The following is a 12,489-nucleotide window of genomic DNA, read 5'->3' on the forward strand; positions in this document are numbered from 1 at the left end:
GTTCTCCTTTTCTTATTTTCCTGTGCTTCCAAAGCCGCCCGCTCCGCGCTCTGTATGCTCCAAAACTTCTACCATTTCAATTTCTGCTTTTTCAATAGGGCAAAGCACAGCTTGAGCGATTCTATCGCCAATATTCATAGCAAAATCCTTTTTTCCGTGATTAATTAAAAGCACTTTAATCTCACCGCGATAATCAGAATCAATCGTTCCAGGTGCATTTAAAACAGAGATTCCGTATTTCAAAGCAAGCCCACTTCTAGGGCGAACTTGAATCTCATATTTTTCATCAAAGCTAAAGCTAAGCCCTGTTGGCACAAGCTTGTATTCTCCGCTTTTAATGATTGTATGCTCACTTGCGCATAAATCAAAGCCAGAAGCTCCGCTTGTTTGGTATTTTGGAAGTGTTGCCTTTGGGTTTAGAAGTTTGATTTTTAGCACAGCCATTGCTTTTAAGCCCTTAAAACACAATGGGTTTGTAAGTGATGTCTAAAATCGCATAATCCACGCGCCCTTTGGGTAGAATCACACCCACTTCATCGCCTACAACCTTGCCTAAAAGCTGCTTTGCAAGCGGAGAGTGATAAGAGATTAAGCCCTTGCTAGGATTGCTCTCAGTTGCGCCAACAATGGTGTATGTGCAACTTTCTTCTGTGTCTAAATCTTCTAGCGTGATTGTTGAGCCAAAGCTGACTTTATCGTGGGAGAGTGTTGTTGGGTCAATGACGCGCGCTTCTGCTACAAGCTGTGTTAGCTCATTAATGCGCGCATCTAAAAAGAGTTGGCGTTCTCTTGCAGCGTGATATTCTGCGTTTTCCTTTAAATCGCCGTGTTCTCTAGCGGTGTCAATTTCAAGAATGTTTTTTGGGCGTTCAATTTCTTTTAGATTCTTAAGTTCGGCAATTAGCTTGTTATAGCCGTATTCTGTCATAGGCTCCACAAAGATTCCTTAAAAAATAAAATGATTTGCAATAGTAAGGCAAAGAGGGTTAAAAAGCCCTTTATTTTTGTAAATTTTTGATTAAATTTTCTAAATTTGTCGCACAAGTTTGCGCACTTCCTTGTTGTAAGTATTCTATGAGTTTTGCTTTTTGGGTAAAAAAGTGCGTGTAATTAAAGGTTTCATAAGCATTAAGTAAGTTTTGTGGTGTAACAAAATGTTGCAAAAATTCTGGATGTATGGGGGGGATTTTTGGGTTGGGATTATTTTTAGGTGCTTTGTAGGTGTAAAATTCTAAGAATATATTGGATAGTCCGATAAAGTTTAGCTTTACAAGGATTTTTGCGATGGAATAATCTAATGCGCGTGTTTTGTAAGCTAGAATTGTTGGAATCCCTAAAAGCGTGGATTCCAAAGTTGCTGTTCCGCTACACACAAAGGCAAAGGAGCAGTCTTTTAGCCCTGCATAAGTGTCAAAGGTGATTTCAAAATCGCTCAAATCTCCATAAATTGCGTTTAAATCCTTGTCTTTAAAAGTCTGTGGCGCAATAAGTAGCGGAATCTTACCTTGATTTTTAAGGGTTTTAGCTAGGGTTTTAAAAATAGGAAGGAGTGCTTTTATTTCAGCCTTTCTTGAGCCGGGCATAAAGGCAATTTTTTGAGAGTTTTGGCGTGCATTTAGGGAAAAAGGAAGCGCATCTAAAAGTGGATGTCCAACATAACAAATAGGTGTGCCTTTGGGATAGAAATCACATTCAAAGGGTAAAATTCCCCAAAGGGAATCGCAAATTTTACTTAAAACTTTTGCGCGATAGGCTTTCCAAGCCCAAACTTGTGGCAGGATGTAATACACAATGTGCGGAGAGTGTTTAGAGTTGTAAGAGCGTTTTTTAATGGTGCGAATCAGTGGAATGTTAAACGATGATGAGTCCATAAAAAGCGCAATATCGCTTGTGCTAGCAAGTTTAACAAGCTCTTTTTTGGTGATAAGAAATTTTGGGATTAATTTTAAGATTCCGCTAAAGCCCATTATGCGAAAGTTAGAAGGATTTAAAATGTTTTGAAAATTGCTTTTATAACTTGTAAGCACTTGAGTATCAAAGATTCCACAAAGAATAAAAGGAATCCCTTTTTGACTAAATGTATCTAAAAGCCTTAAAAGATGTAAATTTGCAGAGTATTCAAGTGCGGAGATAAAGATTTTTACAGACTTCATAGGATGGATGGCTTAAAATTTATTGGCGTTTGTAGAATCTAAAAGTGTTTCTTTTGGAGTTTGCAATAAATCGTGCATTTCAATCTGTAGTTTTGAAAACTCTAAATCAAGAGTTTTAAATTTAGATTCCACATTTATTAGTGTGTCAAACAATTCCTTAGCCTTTTTAAACTCTACATAATCTTTTGCGGGATTTGCAAGCAAGCGTTGGTGCTTTTGGTAGGAAACTTCTAATTTTGTTACAGGTTCTGGGGCGATGTGTGGGAGTTTGGCAAAAATTTCTTGCATTGTTTTTAAAATCTCTTGTAAGCTTGCATAATGTGTGGCAAGATTTGAAAAATCTTGGGATTCCAAAGGATTGGATTCTAAATTTTCTAAAAAGTTGGAATCGGATTTTTCTAAAGTTAGATTGCTTTCTTTTAAGGCTTTATTTTTTGCTTCTAACTCTTTATTTTGCGCAAGTAAAAATGCATTTTTTGCAGAAATGTCGTTAAAGGATTCCACTAGGGCTTCTTTATCTTTTTTTAGAGTATTAAATTCATCATTAAATTTTTTTCTTGCTTCCTCAAAAATTGCATAAATTTGCCAAACTTCTTTTATCTCATCAAGCTTTTGTGTAAGCTCTCTTAAGTCGGAGAGATTTTGCATTAGGCAATATTCCTAAAAAACCACAGAAATGCAAACATAATTCCAGAACTCTTAGGAAAACCAGAATCCAAAATAAAATCATAAGCCTCTGTTTTTGGGATAAAGATTACTTCTATATTCTCATCATCAATCCCACCGCCTAGATTTTCGCGATAACTCTCATCAAGTGTTGCAAAAAAAAGCGTTTGTTTGCTTCCAGCAAAACCCACAGAGCTATAAAATTCAGCAATTTGTTTGATGTTTTCTAAGGGAATGTTATAACCACATTCTTCTAAGATTTCCTCTTGTATGATGACATTAAGCGGCTTATCCTTGTCTGTGATTCCAGCGCATAATTCAAAAGTATATCCAATTTCACTTTTTAAATGCTCTGTATTACGCTCCCTTTCTTTTAAGAATACAGCGGGGCGAAATTGTTTGACAACAACAAATGCTTCCTTTTGTGTGTGGTAGAGTAGTGCAGCTACGCTATCGTGTGCTTCAATAATATCCCAACTGCGCTCCTTGCCATTTTCTGTAAAGTGCATTCTTTTAGATTTGATGTATTTGGAATTTTCACAAGCGCAAAAGCGGATATTTGAAATATTTTTAGGTTGCATTAATTGAGATTCTTATTTGCGTTAAGATACACAATATAGCCATCTTTGATACGCTTAAAAGGTGTATTTTGTAGTTTATCTTGCATTAAAGCGGCATTAAGTGCTTGTTGATAATTTTTAGCATTTGCTAAAAAACTCTCCCTTTCTTTTCCTTGTAGTTTGGAATGCGCAATTTTTAGATGTTTGACAGGATTAACTGCGTTGCCATTTTTGTATAATCCAAAATGTAAATGTGGTCCTGTGCTAAGTCCTGTGCTACCCACTGTTCCAATTTTTATTCCTTGTTTTACTTGCGTGCCTACTCGGATTCCTTGCTCAATCTTGTGCATATGTGCATAAAGTGTTCTATACCCATTGTCGTGCTGGATAATCACTGTTCTGCCATACCCCCCCTTTGTGCCGGCAAAAATAACTTTTCCATTGCCAGCAGCGCGGATTGGTGTGTGCCTTGGTGCTGCATAATCTGTGCCTAAATGTGGGCGCGTATAGCCTAAAATAGGGTGTTTTCTCCCCATTGAAAAATGCGATGAGATTCTTTTGTATTGCAAAGGTAGTGTTAAAAGATATTTGTTCAAATTGTTGCCATTTAAGTCGTAAAAATTTCCATCTTCGTGGCGGATAACATAGTGATTATTGTTTCTAACCTTAAGTGTAGAAGCTTTAATGTTTGGAGAGCCAAAGTTTTTGCCTAAGCGGTATTTGCGCTCATAAATGATTGCGAGTTGATCGCCTTTACGCACTTCACGGCGAAAATCTACACTTCCTTTATAAGCTTGGATAAAATCACTTGCTAGAAAGCTATCGCCTGTTAAATGGATGATGTCGTTATAAAGCGAGTTATCCACAGAGAGTGCAATGGTGTGTTCTTGAGAAAAATACACAATTGGAATCGCACGCATTCTGTATGTATCGCCTTGCTTAAAGATGTGCAGTTGCGAGTTTTCATTGATGGGGATTAAGGCTTGCAATAGCACAGAGTCATCATAAAGCGTATAATAAGTGCTTCCGCTAATGATTTCATCAGCAAGCTCTTTATCTTCTGGTGCAAGCTCATAATAAGTGTTTAAAGGAATCGCATTTTTTTTAAAGAAGGTGAGCAATGTCTGTCCTTGTTCCCATTTGAATTCTTGAATTGTTGCAGCGTGTGAAAATATTCCAAGCATTCCAAAGGCAAGCCAAAATTTAAGCGTGCATTTAAAGAAAAGTGCAATTTTAAGTTGTTTAAAGCCTTGCTTAGTGAGCATAGTGAGCCTTTTAAAGATTTAATGTTGCTTAAATGAAGTGAGAAATTATAGCACAAAATACGCAATTTAGATAGAAATTTTGGTATAATCTGCCCTTTATTTTGTGCAAAAAGCTTAAGGGTGTAACGATGAAAGATTGGTTTGTGCCATCTATTGGGTTTGGATTGTTTGTGTATTTTATGCTTTTTGTGATTTTATATGCCATTAAGATTGGTGGAGCAAATGTCCCATTGCATAGTGAAGTGCAACAGATTGCTCCGCCCAAAACAGATACAGAGAAATTTTTGCAAGATGTTGCAAAAAGTGTGCGTGAATCGTTTTAGTTTTTTAAAATTTAGCCGATATGGTTATACCATCTTATGAAAGGATACACAATGATTAGTCATTTGATGAGCAATGCGACTTTTTCAACGGCTATTAATCAAGCAAACAATAAAAGCCCTGCGCAAGTTAATACCCTTGATGATAAGCAAAAAACAAAAGAAACTACAAAGATGGAATCCAAAACCGATTCCAAAGTGGATACAATTAAAGATGCCATTAAAAATGGAACATATAAACTTGACTTAAAGGGGAGTGCAGAAAAGTTGGCACAAGAATTGCTTGGATAGAGATAACTTACATTTTAGGAGTTATCTATGTCTTTGCAGTTTTTACAGGGTGCATTAGAGGATATTAAAGCCCTCATTGCAATTACTGAACAAGATATTGTTGATATTAAGATTGCAAATAATGACGCAATCTTTGCAAGGATTCCACAAAAAGAAGAATTAACCGCATCCTTTATCCGCAAGAAGGAAGCTTATGCGCAAGAAATAGAAGAACGCTTACGCAAAGAGTTTCCCAATTCTACTTTAGAAGATTTGACTTATGAAGACAAGCAACGCTTGCTAGGTGAGGGTGCTAGCCAATACACAGCAGACTTACACGATAATCTCAATTTACTCAAAGATTTAAATCTCCGTTTTGGCAAAATGTCTTTAGCGGTTTCTGAATTTTATAGCTCTTTGCTGGGCAAAATTGTTCCCATTGAAGAGCGTGGGTATAAAAAACAATCGCTAGGAAATGCATCGTTTTTGCAAGCAGAAGTTTAAAAGGGTAAGCAATGGGCGGATTACTCTCTTCTTTAAACACCCCTTACACTGGATTAACCGGGCATCAGGTAATGGTAGATGTTACCGGAAACAATATTGCAAATGCAAATAATGCATTTTATTCCCGCCAAGTTGTGCGCAGTGCTGCTGAGACTCCCCTTTGGAAGCAGAATTACGCATTAGGACAGGGTTTAGATATTCTAAGCATTGAGCGTGTGCACGATGAATACACTTTTATGCGTTATAAAAAAGCAAGCGCGGAGAAGACTTATTATGACACAAGTTTTTCTGGGCTTAGAGAAGCTTCTTCTTATTATCCGGAGATTGATGGTGTTGGAATCTATAAGGATTTGCAGGGCTATTTTAATGCTTGGAAAAATTTTTCTACAAAGGCTGGCGACACAGCGCAAAAAATCGCCCTAGCAGAGCAAACCAACACATTAACAAAAAATATCCAAGAAACGCGTAAATCTTTAACATATCTTCAGGAACGCTTAAATGATGAAATGAAAGTAGCAGTTGAAGAAGTGAATCGGTTAGGCGAACAAATTGCAATCATTAATAAACAAATTGCAGAATATGAAAGCAAAGATTTGCATAAAAAGGCAAATGATTTGCGTGATTTGCGTGATGAATATGAGTTTGAAATTAATAATTTAATTGGTTGTGATGTTTTTAAGCAGAATGTGCAAGGAAGTGCTTGTGTGAATAAAGACATTGCTGATTTTGATGATGACTATACCTTAACCATCGGAGGAAGATCTATTGTAGATGGCGATTCCTTCCATCCGCTAGTGTTGGATAACTCTGAGAATCTAAGTGGAATTTATACCATTAAATATTTAAGAAGCGATCATAAGCCCTATGATTTGACGAATGCTTTAAATCAAGGTAAAGTGGGCGCATTGCTAGACTTAATCCGCACAGAAGATGTGCTAGGATGTAATGGCACATTAGGCAAACTTCAAGTCTATATTAATGATTTAGACACTTTTGCAAATGGAATCATAGAGGCTACAAATAATATTTACGCAGAATCCTCTCAGCTTGGAGCAAGAAGCGATGTTTTAATGCTTGATCCAAGAGATGCGCTAACAACAAGCAATTATAATGTGCGGGAGGGAACATTTAAGGTTGTGATGTATGACAAAGATGGTAAAGAGTTAGGTGCTAGGGAAGTTACGATTAATAATCTTACAACAATGCAAAGTGTTGTAGAACAGCTTAATGCAAATGTTGATGATAATAAAGATGGAGATGCGCTCAATGACTTTGATGATCATTTCCAAGCGGTGTATAATAATGACTCTAGGACTTTTATGATTAATGCTAAAAATCCTTCAGCAGAGATTTATATTTCCATCCAAGATAATGGCACAAATTTCGCTGGAGCCTTTGGTGTGAATCGTTTTTTTGAGGGAGATAATGCAAGCAATATGGAGCTAGCACAAAATTATCGCAACGATCCAACATTAATCCGCGCCTTTAGAGAGCCTGTAGATGGAAATTTTATTGTTGCAAATAAGATACAGCAGCTCCAATTTGATAAGATTACTTTTACAGATTATAAAGGGGAACAGCGTTTAGAAACGATTAATGGGTATTTTCGTTACATTTCTGATAAAGTTGCTTCAGAAACACAAGCAGCACAAACCACACAAGCCACAAAAGAAGCCATCTATAACGCAACAAAGAAAGAGTATAAAGCACTCTCTGAAGTTTCTGTGGATGATGAATTAGTCAATCTTATTAGATTCCAAAGTGGATATAGTGCAAATGCAAAGATGATTACAACCATTGATGAGATGATAAACACGCTTTTAGGGATTAAAAGCTAATTTTAGTAGAATCTAGTGAATTGTGAATGCGCAATAAATTTTAGCAATAAAAAATAAACTAATCATAAATAAATCCAAATATTTGTCAATTTTATGAAAAAAATTGCCAAAAAACTCGTAAAAAACTTGCTTTTTAAGAAAGCTTTTTTATACAATTACTCCGCAATTATAATTTACTTCTTAAGGAGATTAAAATGAGGTTTTTAAAATTAAGTTTGGCAGCGAGTGTTGCACTAGGCGCATTCTCTATTACAAGTTTTGCACAGCCATTAGAAGAGGCGATTAAAGGTGTAGATGTGAAGGGGTATTTAAGATACCGCTATACAGATGATAGATATGACAATAAAGATTTTAAAAAAGATAATGTCGATGGTAGTAACGCAAGACATCAATGGCGTGCGCGTGCGGATTTTAAAACGCCAACAGTTGAAGCAGTTTCTGTTAATTTAGGGATTCAATATGATGGCGCAAACAATGTAAATCACGGGAAAAATGATAATGGATGGGCTGGAAATGGTCTTGGCTCTAAAGAAGATTCTGATTTTGGTGTAAGCACATTTTATGCAACAATCACTCCAGATAGCACAGCTACCACTGTAATTCTTGGTAAGCAACGCCTTGACACTCCATTAACAGATTCAGGCGATGATAGAGCAACAGGTATCCTAGCTATGAATAGCGATATTCCGGGACTTACTCTAGTAGCAGGTGCATTTGATGCTTGGAGTGTAGATGCTGTTACAGGAAGTTCTTCTGTAGCTGAGCCGCTTTATACACTTGCAGCAATTTATAACACAGATACAGGCATTGGTAATATTGGCGCGAGGGTTTGGGGCTTCACAGCGAAAGATTTAGTTGATTCAGCAATCTTCACAGAGCTTTCTTGGAAGCATAGTTTATTGTATGCAAAACTCCAATATGGTTTCACACAACTTGATGATAGTGAAGGTACCATCATTGCAAGTAGATATGGGCGGCTAATTCCTGATAACGCAAATAGCAAAGCAAATGTTGCACAAGATAATGATTTACTCTCTTTCCAACTTGGTGCAAACTTTAAAGAGAATTTTGGACTTCCATTAGATGTAAAAGCAGGATATATCACAAACTTCCAAGATGGTATAGCGGTATCTTTTGATTCTGAAGGAGAGTTCGCAAAGGCTGGTAAGCTATGGTTTGATAATAAGGCAACAGGGGCTTCTTATGGTCTAGGAAATGCTCTAGGTGGTGGTTTGAACTTCGGTGGTGTTGATGGCTATAGAGTAGCTGCTGATCAAGAAAAAGAAATCAATGTATTCTATGGTTCTTTAAATTATGCTTTAGTGGATAACAGATTAAAGCTAGGTTTAGATGCGGTATTTGGTAAGAGCGAATTAACAGATAAAAAAGTTGCGGTAAATGATTTTACTTCTGTTAAAACTAAATTTACAGAAATTACTCCAAGTGTTAGCTGGCGACACACTAAGAATTTAATAGTTTCCGCGTATTATGCAGTTTTAAACACAGAGCTTGATTTAACAAAAGCAACTGCTGTAAACAACAATAATGTTGCAACAGCAACACAAATACAAGATATGCCTGATGAAGGCAGAAACAGAGCAAGAGTAGAAGTAAGATACTCTTTCTAATCTCTCATAGAATCCCCTTTGGGATTCCATCTTTTTAACTCTCTAGCTTTTTTAAACTTTCAAAAACTAATTCTAACAATGTCAATGGATACTAAAAGAGAGAATGGAATCTTATAATTGGAATCTAAAATCGCATTTTAAGAATTTAGAACTTGTCACAAATTGCACCACAAAAATTGCCATCTTAGAAATTATTTTAAGAAATATGCTTGATAATGTATTAAAAGAGAGAGAGATAAAGAAGGGATTATTATCCATACCATTAGAAAAGAAAAGGTGCAAAATAATAAGTTTAAGAAGTATGATATTCATAACAAAGAAACCTTTATATGCAATGGTAGAAAAGCGCATTTCGCAAATTCTTTTAAAGTGGATATTGTTTTGGGCTTGCTAAGAAACTTACGCAATCGCTCTTACCACTCCAAGATTAACTACAAATATCATTAAAGGCACTCCAATTGGAATCCACCCTGATAAAATCCAAGTTTTCTTAAAAGATTTGATTTGCATATACGATAAAGGATTATTGAAGTATTGTTAAAGAGAGTTGACGCAAAGTCCACCCTTGAATTTCGCTTTATACAAGCTTAAACTCTTAAAAATCATTTACTAGCTTTGCATTAAATCTAGTAAGCTTTGTTTTGGGCTTTTGCCTTGCATAATGAGTGTAACTTCTTTTGCAATGGGTGTGTAGATATTGTGTTTGTTTGCTAATGTGTAAATTTCTTGTGCAGTTTTGACTCCTTCTGCCACTTCGCCAAGTGTTTCTAAAATTTCTGTGAGTGCTTTGCCTTGCGCTAGATAGAGTCCTACACGAAAATTGCGTGAGAGTGTAGAGTTTGCTGTTAAAAATAAATCTCCTGCCCCTGATAATCCTAAAAATGTGGAATCTTGCGCACCAAAAAATTTTCCAAAGCGTGTCATCTCCACTAATCCTCTAGCAACTAATGAAGCGCGCGCATTATTTCCAAGCTCTAAGCCTTCACAAATCCCGCTTGCAATGGCAATGACGTTTTTATAAGCCCCGCTAACTTCACCACCTATAATATCTAGGGAGGCATAAGTTTTGATGAAACTAGGAAAAAGCGCACACCATTCTTTTGCAAGCTCTAGTGTGTGTGCGTGAATGTTTAGTGCGCAAGGCAATGTGCTTTGCACTTCTTTGGCAAAGCTTGGTCCTGCTAGATAGCTTAAACTTGCTTTAGGATAAAAGGAATCAAAAATTTCGCTAACAAATTGTCCCTTTGCGATTCCTTTTGAAGCAACTAAAATCTTAGCGTTTTTAGGGAGTGGATTAGAACTAAGCCATAAATGTAGCGCAGAACTTGCAATTGCTACAACAAAATAATCGCTATCTTGGGCTTGCTCCTGTGTGATTTGAAATGTGGAATCCAAATTTTTACGTGAGATGATGAAGGCTTGGTTTTTCTCTCTAAAGGCAAAGTGTAGCGCACCCCCCCAAGCTCCACCACCAAATACGCTGACTTTAGGCATTTTAAACCTTTAATTAAAGTTTGTACTAGACGCACTAAGGCTGTAATTTTAGTAAAAATATATTAAAATTTCACTACATTTTTTACAAAGAGTTTGCAATGGCTTTAAAAAATTTAAGAGAACGCTTAAATGGTTTAAATCTTTCTCTAACTTTTGGGCTTGTTATTAAGGTTGAGCAGGGATTCTTATTGGCAAATGGGCTAACTCCGCGCATTGGTGATATTGTAAGAATTCTTAGTGAGGATAATCAAAGTATGGGAATGGTGAGCGCACTTGAAAAGGAGTGTTTTAAAATCACTCCTTTTTCTTTTATTGAAGGCACAAAGGTGGGCGATAAAGTGTATTTAAACACGCGTGGGCTGCAAATTCCTGTAGGACCGGAGATTTTAGGAAGGGTGATTAATCCTTTAGGGGAGCCTATTGATGGCAAGGGGGTGATTAGGGCTGAAGGAGCTATGCCAATTATGCGTGCGCCTATTGAGGCGATGAAGAGGGGGAGGATTGATGCAGTTTTTAGTGTGGGGGTTAAAAGTATTGATGGTTTGCTCACTTGTGGTAAGGGGCAAAAGCTTGGAATCTTTGCGGGAAGTGGAGTTGGAAAATCTACTTTAATGGGAATGATTGTGCAAGGAGCAGTGGCAAAAATCAAAGTGATTGCACTCATTGGTGAGCGTGGGCGTGAAGTGCCGGAGTTTGTGGAGAAAAATTTAGGAGGGGATTTGACAAATACGGTGTTAATTGTCGCAACGAGTGATGATTCTCCGTTAATGCGAAAATATGGCGCATTTGCAGCGATGAGTGTGGCGGAGTATTTTAAGGCAATGGGTGAAGATGTGCTTTTTATGATGGATTCTGTAACGCGCTTTGCAATGGCGCAAAGAGAAATTGGCTTGGCACTAGGTGAACCGCCAACTAGCAAGGGTTATCCTCCTTCTGTTTTGACACTTCTGCCACAACTTATGGAGCGTGCAGGGAAAGAAGAGGGGCAGGGTTCCATTACGGCTTATTTTACCGTGCTTGTAGAGGGTGATGATATGAGCGATCCTATTGCTGATCAGAGCCGAAGTATTTTAGATGGGCATATTGTGCTAGATCGCTCTTTAACGGATTTTGGAATCTATCCGCCTATTAATGTGTTAAACTCTGCTTCAAGATTAATGAATGATGTTGCAAACAAGGAGCATATTGAAGCAGCTAGAAAATTTCGCCGCTTGTATGCAATGCTAAAGGAAAATGAAGTGCTAATAAGGATTGGTGCGTATCAAGCAGGAAGTGATAAGGATTTAGACGAAGCCATTGCTAAAAAAGAGGCAATGGAAGAGTATTTAAAGCAAGATTATGATGCTGTTTTCTCTTATGAAGAGAGTGTGGAGAAACTCATTGCAATTATGCGCTAAGTTTTTATTTTTTTAAGTAATCTGGTTGTATAATGCACAGGTATTTTTAATATTTTAAGGAGAAAATTATGGCTGGTTATATTGAATTAACAGAGCAGAATTTTGAAGACATTATTAAAGATGGTGTTGTAATGGTAGATTTTTGGGCTCCTTGGTGTGGACCTTGTAGAATGATTGCTCCTGTGATTGATAAGCTTGCAGAGGAATATGCGGGAAAGGCAAAAATTTGTAAAGTGAATACAGATGAGCAACAAGCTTTATCCTCTAAATTTGGAATCCGATCAATTCCTACCATTTATTTTTATAAAAATGGTGAAAAGGTTGATGAAATCATTGGTGCAGCAAGTGAGCAAGCATTTAAAGATAAGATTGATGGTTTATTATAATTCCATTG

Annotated in this window: 15 protein-coding genes; 8 read left to right on the forward strand and 7 right to left on the reverse strand. The window is 36.9% G+C overall.

Features of this window, described 5'->3' with window-relative positions:
- Positions 1–12: 12 nt before the first annotated feature.
- The 6 genes from dut to MRZ19_RS05610 all read right to left on the reverse strand — a co-directional run bounded on the left by dut (position 13) and on the right by MRZ19_RS05610 (position 4,644).
- Positions 13–444 carry a dUTP diphosphatase gene (dut, locus tag MRZ19_RS05585; protein ID WP_291031218.1) on the reverse strand — a complete coding sequence of 144 codons (432 nt, stop codon included), beginning with the start codon at positions 442–444 and terminating at the stop codon, positions 13–15.
- Between the two features lie 13 nt (positions 445–457).
- Entirely contained in the window at positions 458–928 is a 471-nt protein-coding gene (gene greA, locus MRZ19_RS05590) for a transcription elongation factor GreA (protein ID WP_291031317.1), read from the reverse strand.
- Positions 929–998: 70 nt separating this feature from the next.
- Positions 999–2,153 carry a lipid-A-disaccharide synthase gene (gene lpxB / locus MRZ19_RS05595; protein ID WP_291031220.1) on the reverse strand — a complete coding sequence of 385 codons (1,155 nt, stop codon included), beginning with the start codon at positions 2,151–2,153 and terminating at the stop codon, positions 999–1,001.
- 12 nt (positions 2,154–2,165) lie between these two features.
- Positions 2,166–2,801: a hypothetical protein gene (locus MRZ19_RS05600; protein WP_291031222.1), complete on the reverse strand. Its 636-nt coding sequence runs from the start codon at positions 2,799–2,801 to the stop codon at positions 2,166–2,168.
- Positions 2,801–3,400 (reverse strand): NUDIX hydrolase, encoded by a 600-nt coding sequence (locus MRZ19_RS05605; RefSeq protein ID WP_291031223.1) that lies wholly within the window; start codon positions 3,398–3,400, stop codon positions 2,801–2,803. The genes MRZ19_RS05600 and MRZ19_RS05605 overlap by 1 nt, the downstream gene beginning before the upstream one ends.
- Complete coding sequence (locus tag MRZ19_RS05610) at positions 3,400–4,644, reverse strand: peptidoglycan DD-metalloendopeptidase family protein (RefSeq protein WP_291031225.1); 1,245 nt, start codon at positions 4,642–4,644, stop codon at positions 3,400–3,402. The genes MRZ19_RS05605 and MRZ19_RS05610 overlap by 1 nt, the downstream gene beginning before the upstream one ends.
- 128 nt (positions 4,645–4,772) lie before the next feature.
- Here MRZ19_RS05610 and MRZ19_RS05615 point away from each other — a divergent pair, with 128 nt between their 5' ends.
- The 6 genes from MRZ19_RS05615 (at position 4,773) to MRZ19_RS05640 (ending at position 9,598) form a co-directional block, all read left to right on the forward strand.
- The gene (locus MRZ19_RS05615; RefSeq protein ID WP_291031227.1) at positions 4,773–4,967 is read left to right on the forward strand and encodes a hypothetical protein; all 195 of its coding nucleotides are present in this window, start codon (positions 4,773–4,775) and stop codon (positions 4,965–4,967) included.
- Between the two features lie 51 nt (positions 4,968–5,018).
- Positions 5,019–5,255 (forward strand): flagellar biosynthesis anti-sigma factor FlgM, encoded by a 237-nt coding sequence (locus MRZ19_RS05620; RefSeq protein ID WP_291031230.1) that lies wholly within the window; start codon positions 5,019–5,021, stop codon positions 5,253–5,255.
- Between the two features lie 27 nt (positions 5,256–5,282).
- A complete protein-coding gene (locus tag MRZ19_RS05625) occupies positions 5,283–5,738 on the forward strand; it encodes a hypothetical protein (protein ID WP_291031232.1) in 456 nt (151 codons plus the stop codon).
- Positions 5,739–5,749: 11 nt separating this feature from the next.
- On the forward strand, positions 5,750–7,576 hold the full coding sequence (gene flgK, locus MRZ19_RS05630) for a flagellar hook-associated protein FlgK (RefSeq protein WP_291031234.1): 1,827 nt from the start codon (positions 5,750–5,752) through the stop codon (positions 7,574–7,576).
- A 194-nt stretch (positions 7,577–7,770) separates the two neighbouring features.
- Positions 7,771–9,204, forward strand: coding sequence for a major outer membrane protein (locus tag MRZ19_RS05635; RefSeq protein ID WP_291031236.1), 1,434 nt, complete (start codon positions 7,771–7,773; stop codon positions 9,202–9,204).
- 103 nt (positions 9,205–9,307) lie between these two features.
- On the forward strand, positions 9,308–9,598 hold the full coding sequence (locus MRZ19_RS05640) for a hypothetical protein (protein WP_291031238.1): 291 nt from the start codon (positions 9,308–9,310) through the stop codon (positions 9,596–9,598).
- Between the two features lie 215 nt (positions 9,599–9,813).
- On the opposite strand, the gene MRZ19_RS05645 is transcribed toward MRZ19_RS05640, so the two are convergent.
- Positions 9,814–10,698: an NAD(P)H-dependent glycerol-3-phosphate dehydrogenase gene (locus MRZ19_RS05645; protein ID WP_291031240.1), complete on the reverse strand. Its 885-nt coding sequence runs from the start codon at positions 10,696–10,698 to the stop codon at positions 9,814–9,816.
- A gap of 98 nt (positions 10,699–10,796) precedes the next feature.
- On the opposite strand from MRZ19_RS05645, the gene fliI reads away from it, so the two are divergent.
- Entirely contained in the window at positions 10,797–12,095 is a 1,299-nt protein-coding gene (fliI, locus tag MRZ19_RS05650) for a flagellar protein export ATPase FliI (protein ID WP_291031242.1), read from the forward strand.
- Positions 12,096–12,163: 68 nt separating this feature from the next.
- Positions 12,164–12,481: a thioredoxin gene (trxA, locus tag MRZ19_RS05655; RefSeq protein ID WP_291031245.1), complete on the forward strand. Its 318-nt coding sequence runs from the start codon at positions 12,164–12,166 to the stop codon at positions 12,479–12,481.
- The last annotated feature ends 8 nt before the right edge of the window (positions 12,482–12,489 follow it).

The organism is Helicobacter sp. (genome assembly GCF_022770205.1).
Lineage (GTDB): Bacteria > Campylobacterota > Campylobacteria > Campylobacterales > Helicobacteraceae > Helicobacter_D.

What these genes read in the sequence shown, in the direction of transcription:
- dut (WP_291031218.1), bottom strand. Translation starts at nt 444, where the DNA reads ATGGCTGTGCTAAAAATCAAACTTCTAAACCCAAAGGCAACACTTCCA.
- greA (WP_291031317.1), bottom strand. Translation starts at nt 928, where the DNA reads ATGACAGAATACGGCTATAACAAGCTAATTGCCGAACTTAAGAATCTA.
- lpxB (WP_291031220.1), bottom strand. Translation starts at nt 2,153, where the DNA reads ATGAAGTCTGTAAAAATCTTTATCTCCGCACTTGAATACTCTGCAAAT.
- MRZ19_RS05600 (WP_291031222.1), bottom strand. Translation starts at nt 2,801, where the DNA reads ATGCAAAATCTCTCCGACTTAAGAGAGCTTACACAAAAGCTTGATGAG.
- MRZ19_RS05605 (WP_291031223.1), bottom strand. Translation starts at nt 3,400, where the DNA reads ATGCAACCTAAAAATATTTCAAATATCCGCTTTTGCGCTTGTGAAAAT.
- MRZ19_RS05610 (WP_291031225.1), bottom strand. Translation starts at nt 4,644, where the DNA reads ATGCTCACTAAGCAAGGCTTTAAACAACTTAAAATTGCACTTTTCTTT.
- MRZ19_RS05615 (WP_291031227.1), top strand. Translation starts at nt 4,773, where the DNA reads ATGAAAGATTGGTTTGTGCCATCTATTGGGTTTGGATTGTTTGTGTAT.
- MRZ19_RS05620 (WP_291031230.1), top strand. Translation starts at nt 5,019, where the DNA reads ATGATTAGTCATTTGATGAGCAATGCGACTTTTTCAACGGCTATTAAT.
- MRZ19_RS05625 (WP_291031232.1), top strand. Translation starts at nt 5,283, where the DNA reads ATGTCTTTGCAGTTTTTACAGGGTGCATTAGAGGATATTAAAGCCCTC.
- flgK (WP_291031234.1), top strand. Translation starts at nt 5,750, where the DNA reads ATGGGCGGATTACTCTCTTCTTTAAACACCCCTTACACTGGATTAACC.
- MRZ19_RS05635 (WP_291031236.1), top strand. Translation starts at nt 7,771, where the DNA reads ATGAGGTTTTTAAAATTAAGTTTGGCAGCGAGTGTTGCACTAGGCGCA.
- MRZ19_RS05640 (WP_291031238.1), top strand. Translation starts at nt 9,308, where the DNA reads ATGGAATCTTATAATTGGAATCTAAAATCGCATTTTAAGAATTTAGAA.
- MRZ19_RS05645 (WP_291031240.1), bottom strand. Translation starts at nt 10,698, where the DNA reads ATGCCTAAAGTCAGCGTATTTGGTGGTGGAGCTTGGGGGGGTGCGCTA.
- fliI (WP_291031242.1), top strand. Translation starts at nt 10,797, where the DNA reads ATGGCTTTAAAAAATTTAAGAGAACGCTTAAATGGTTTAAATCTTTCT.
- trxA (WP_291031245.1), top strand. Translation starts at nt 12,164, where the DNA reads ATGGCTGGTTATATTGAATTAACAGAGCAGAATTTTGAAGACATTATT.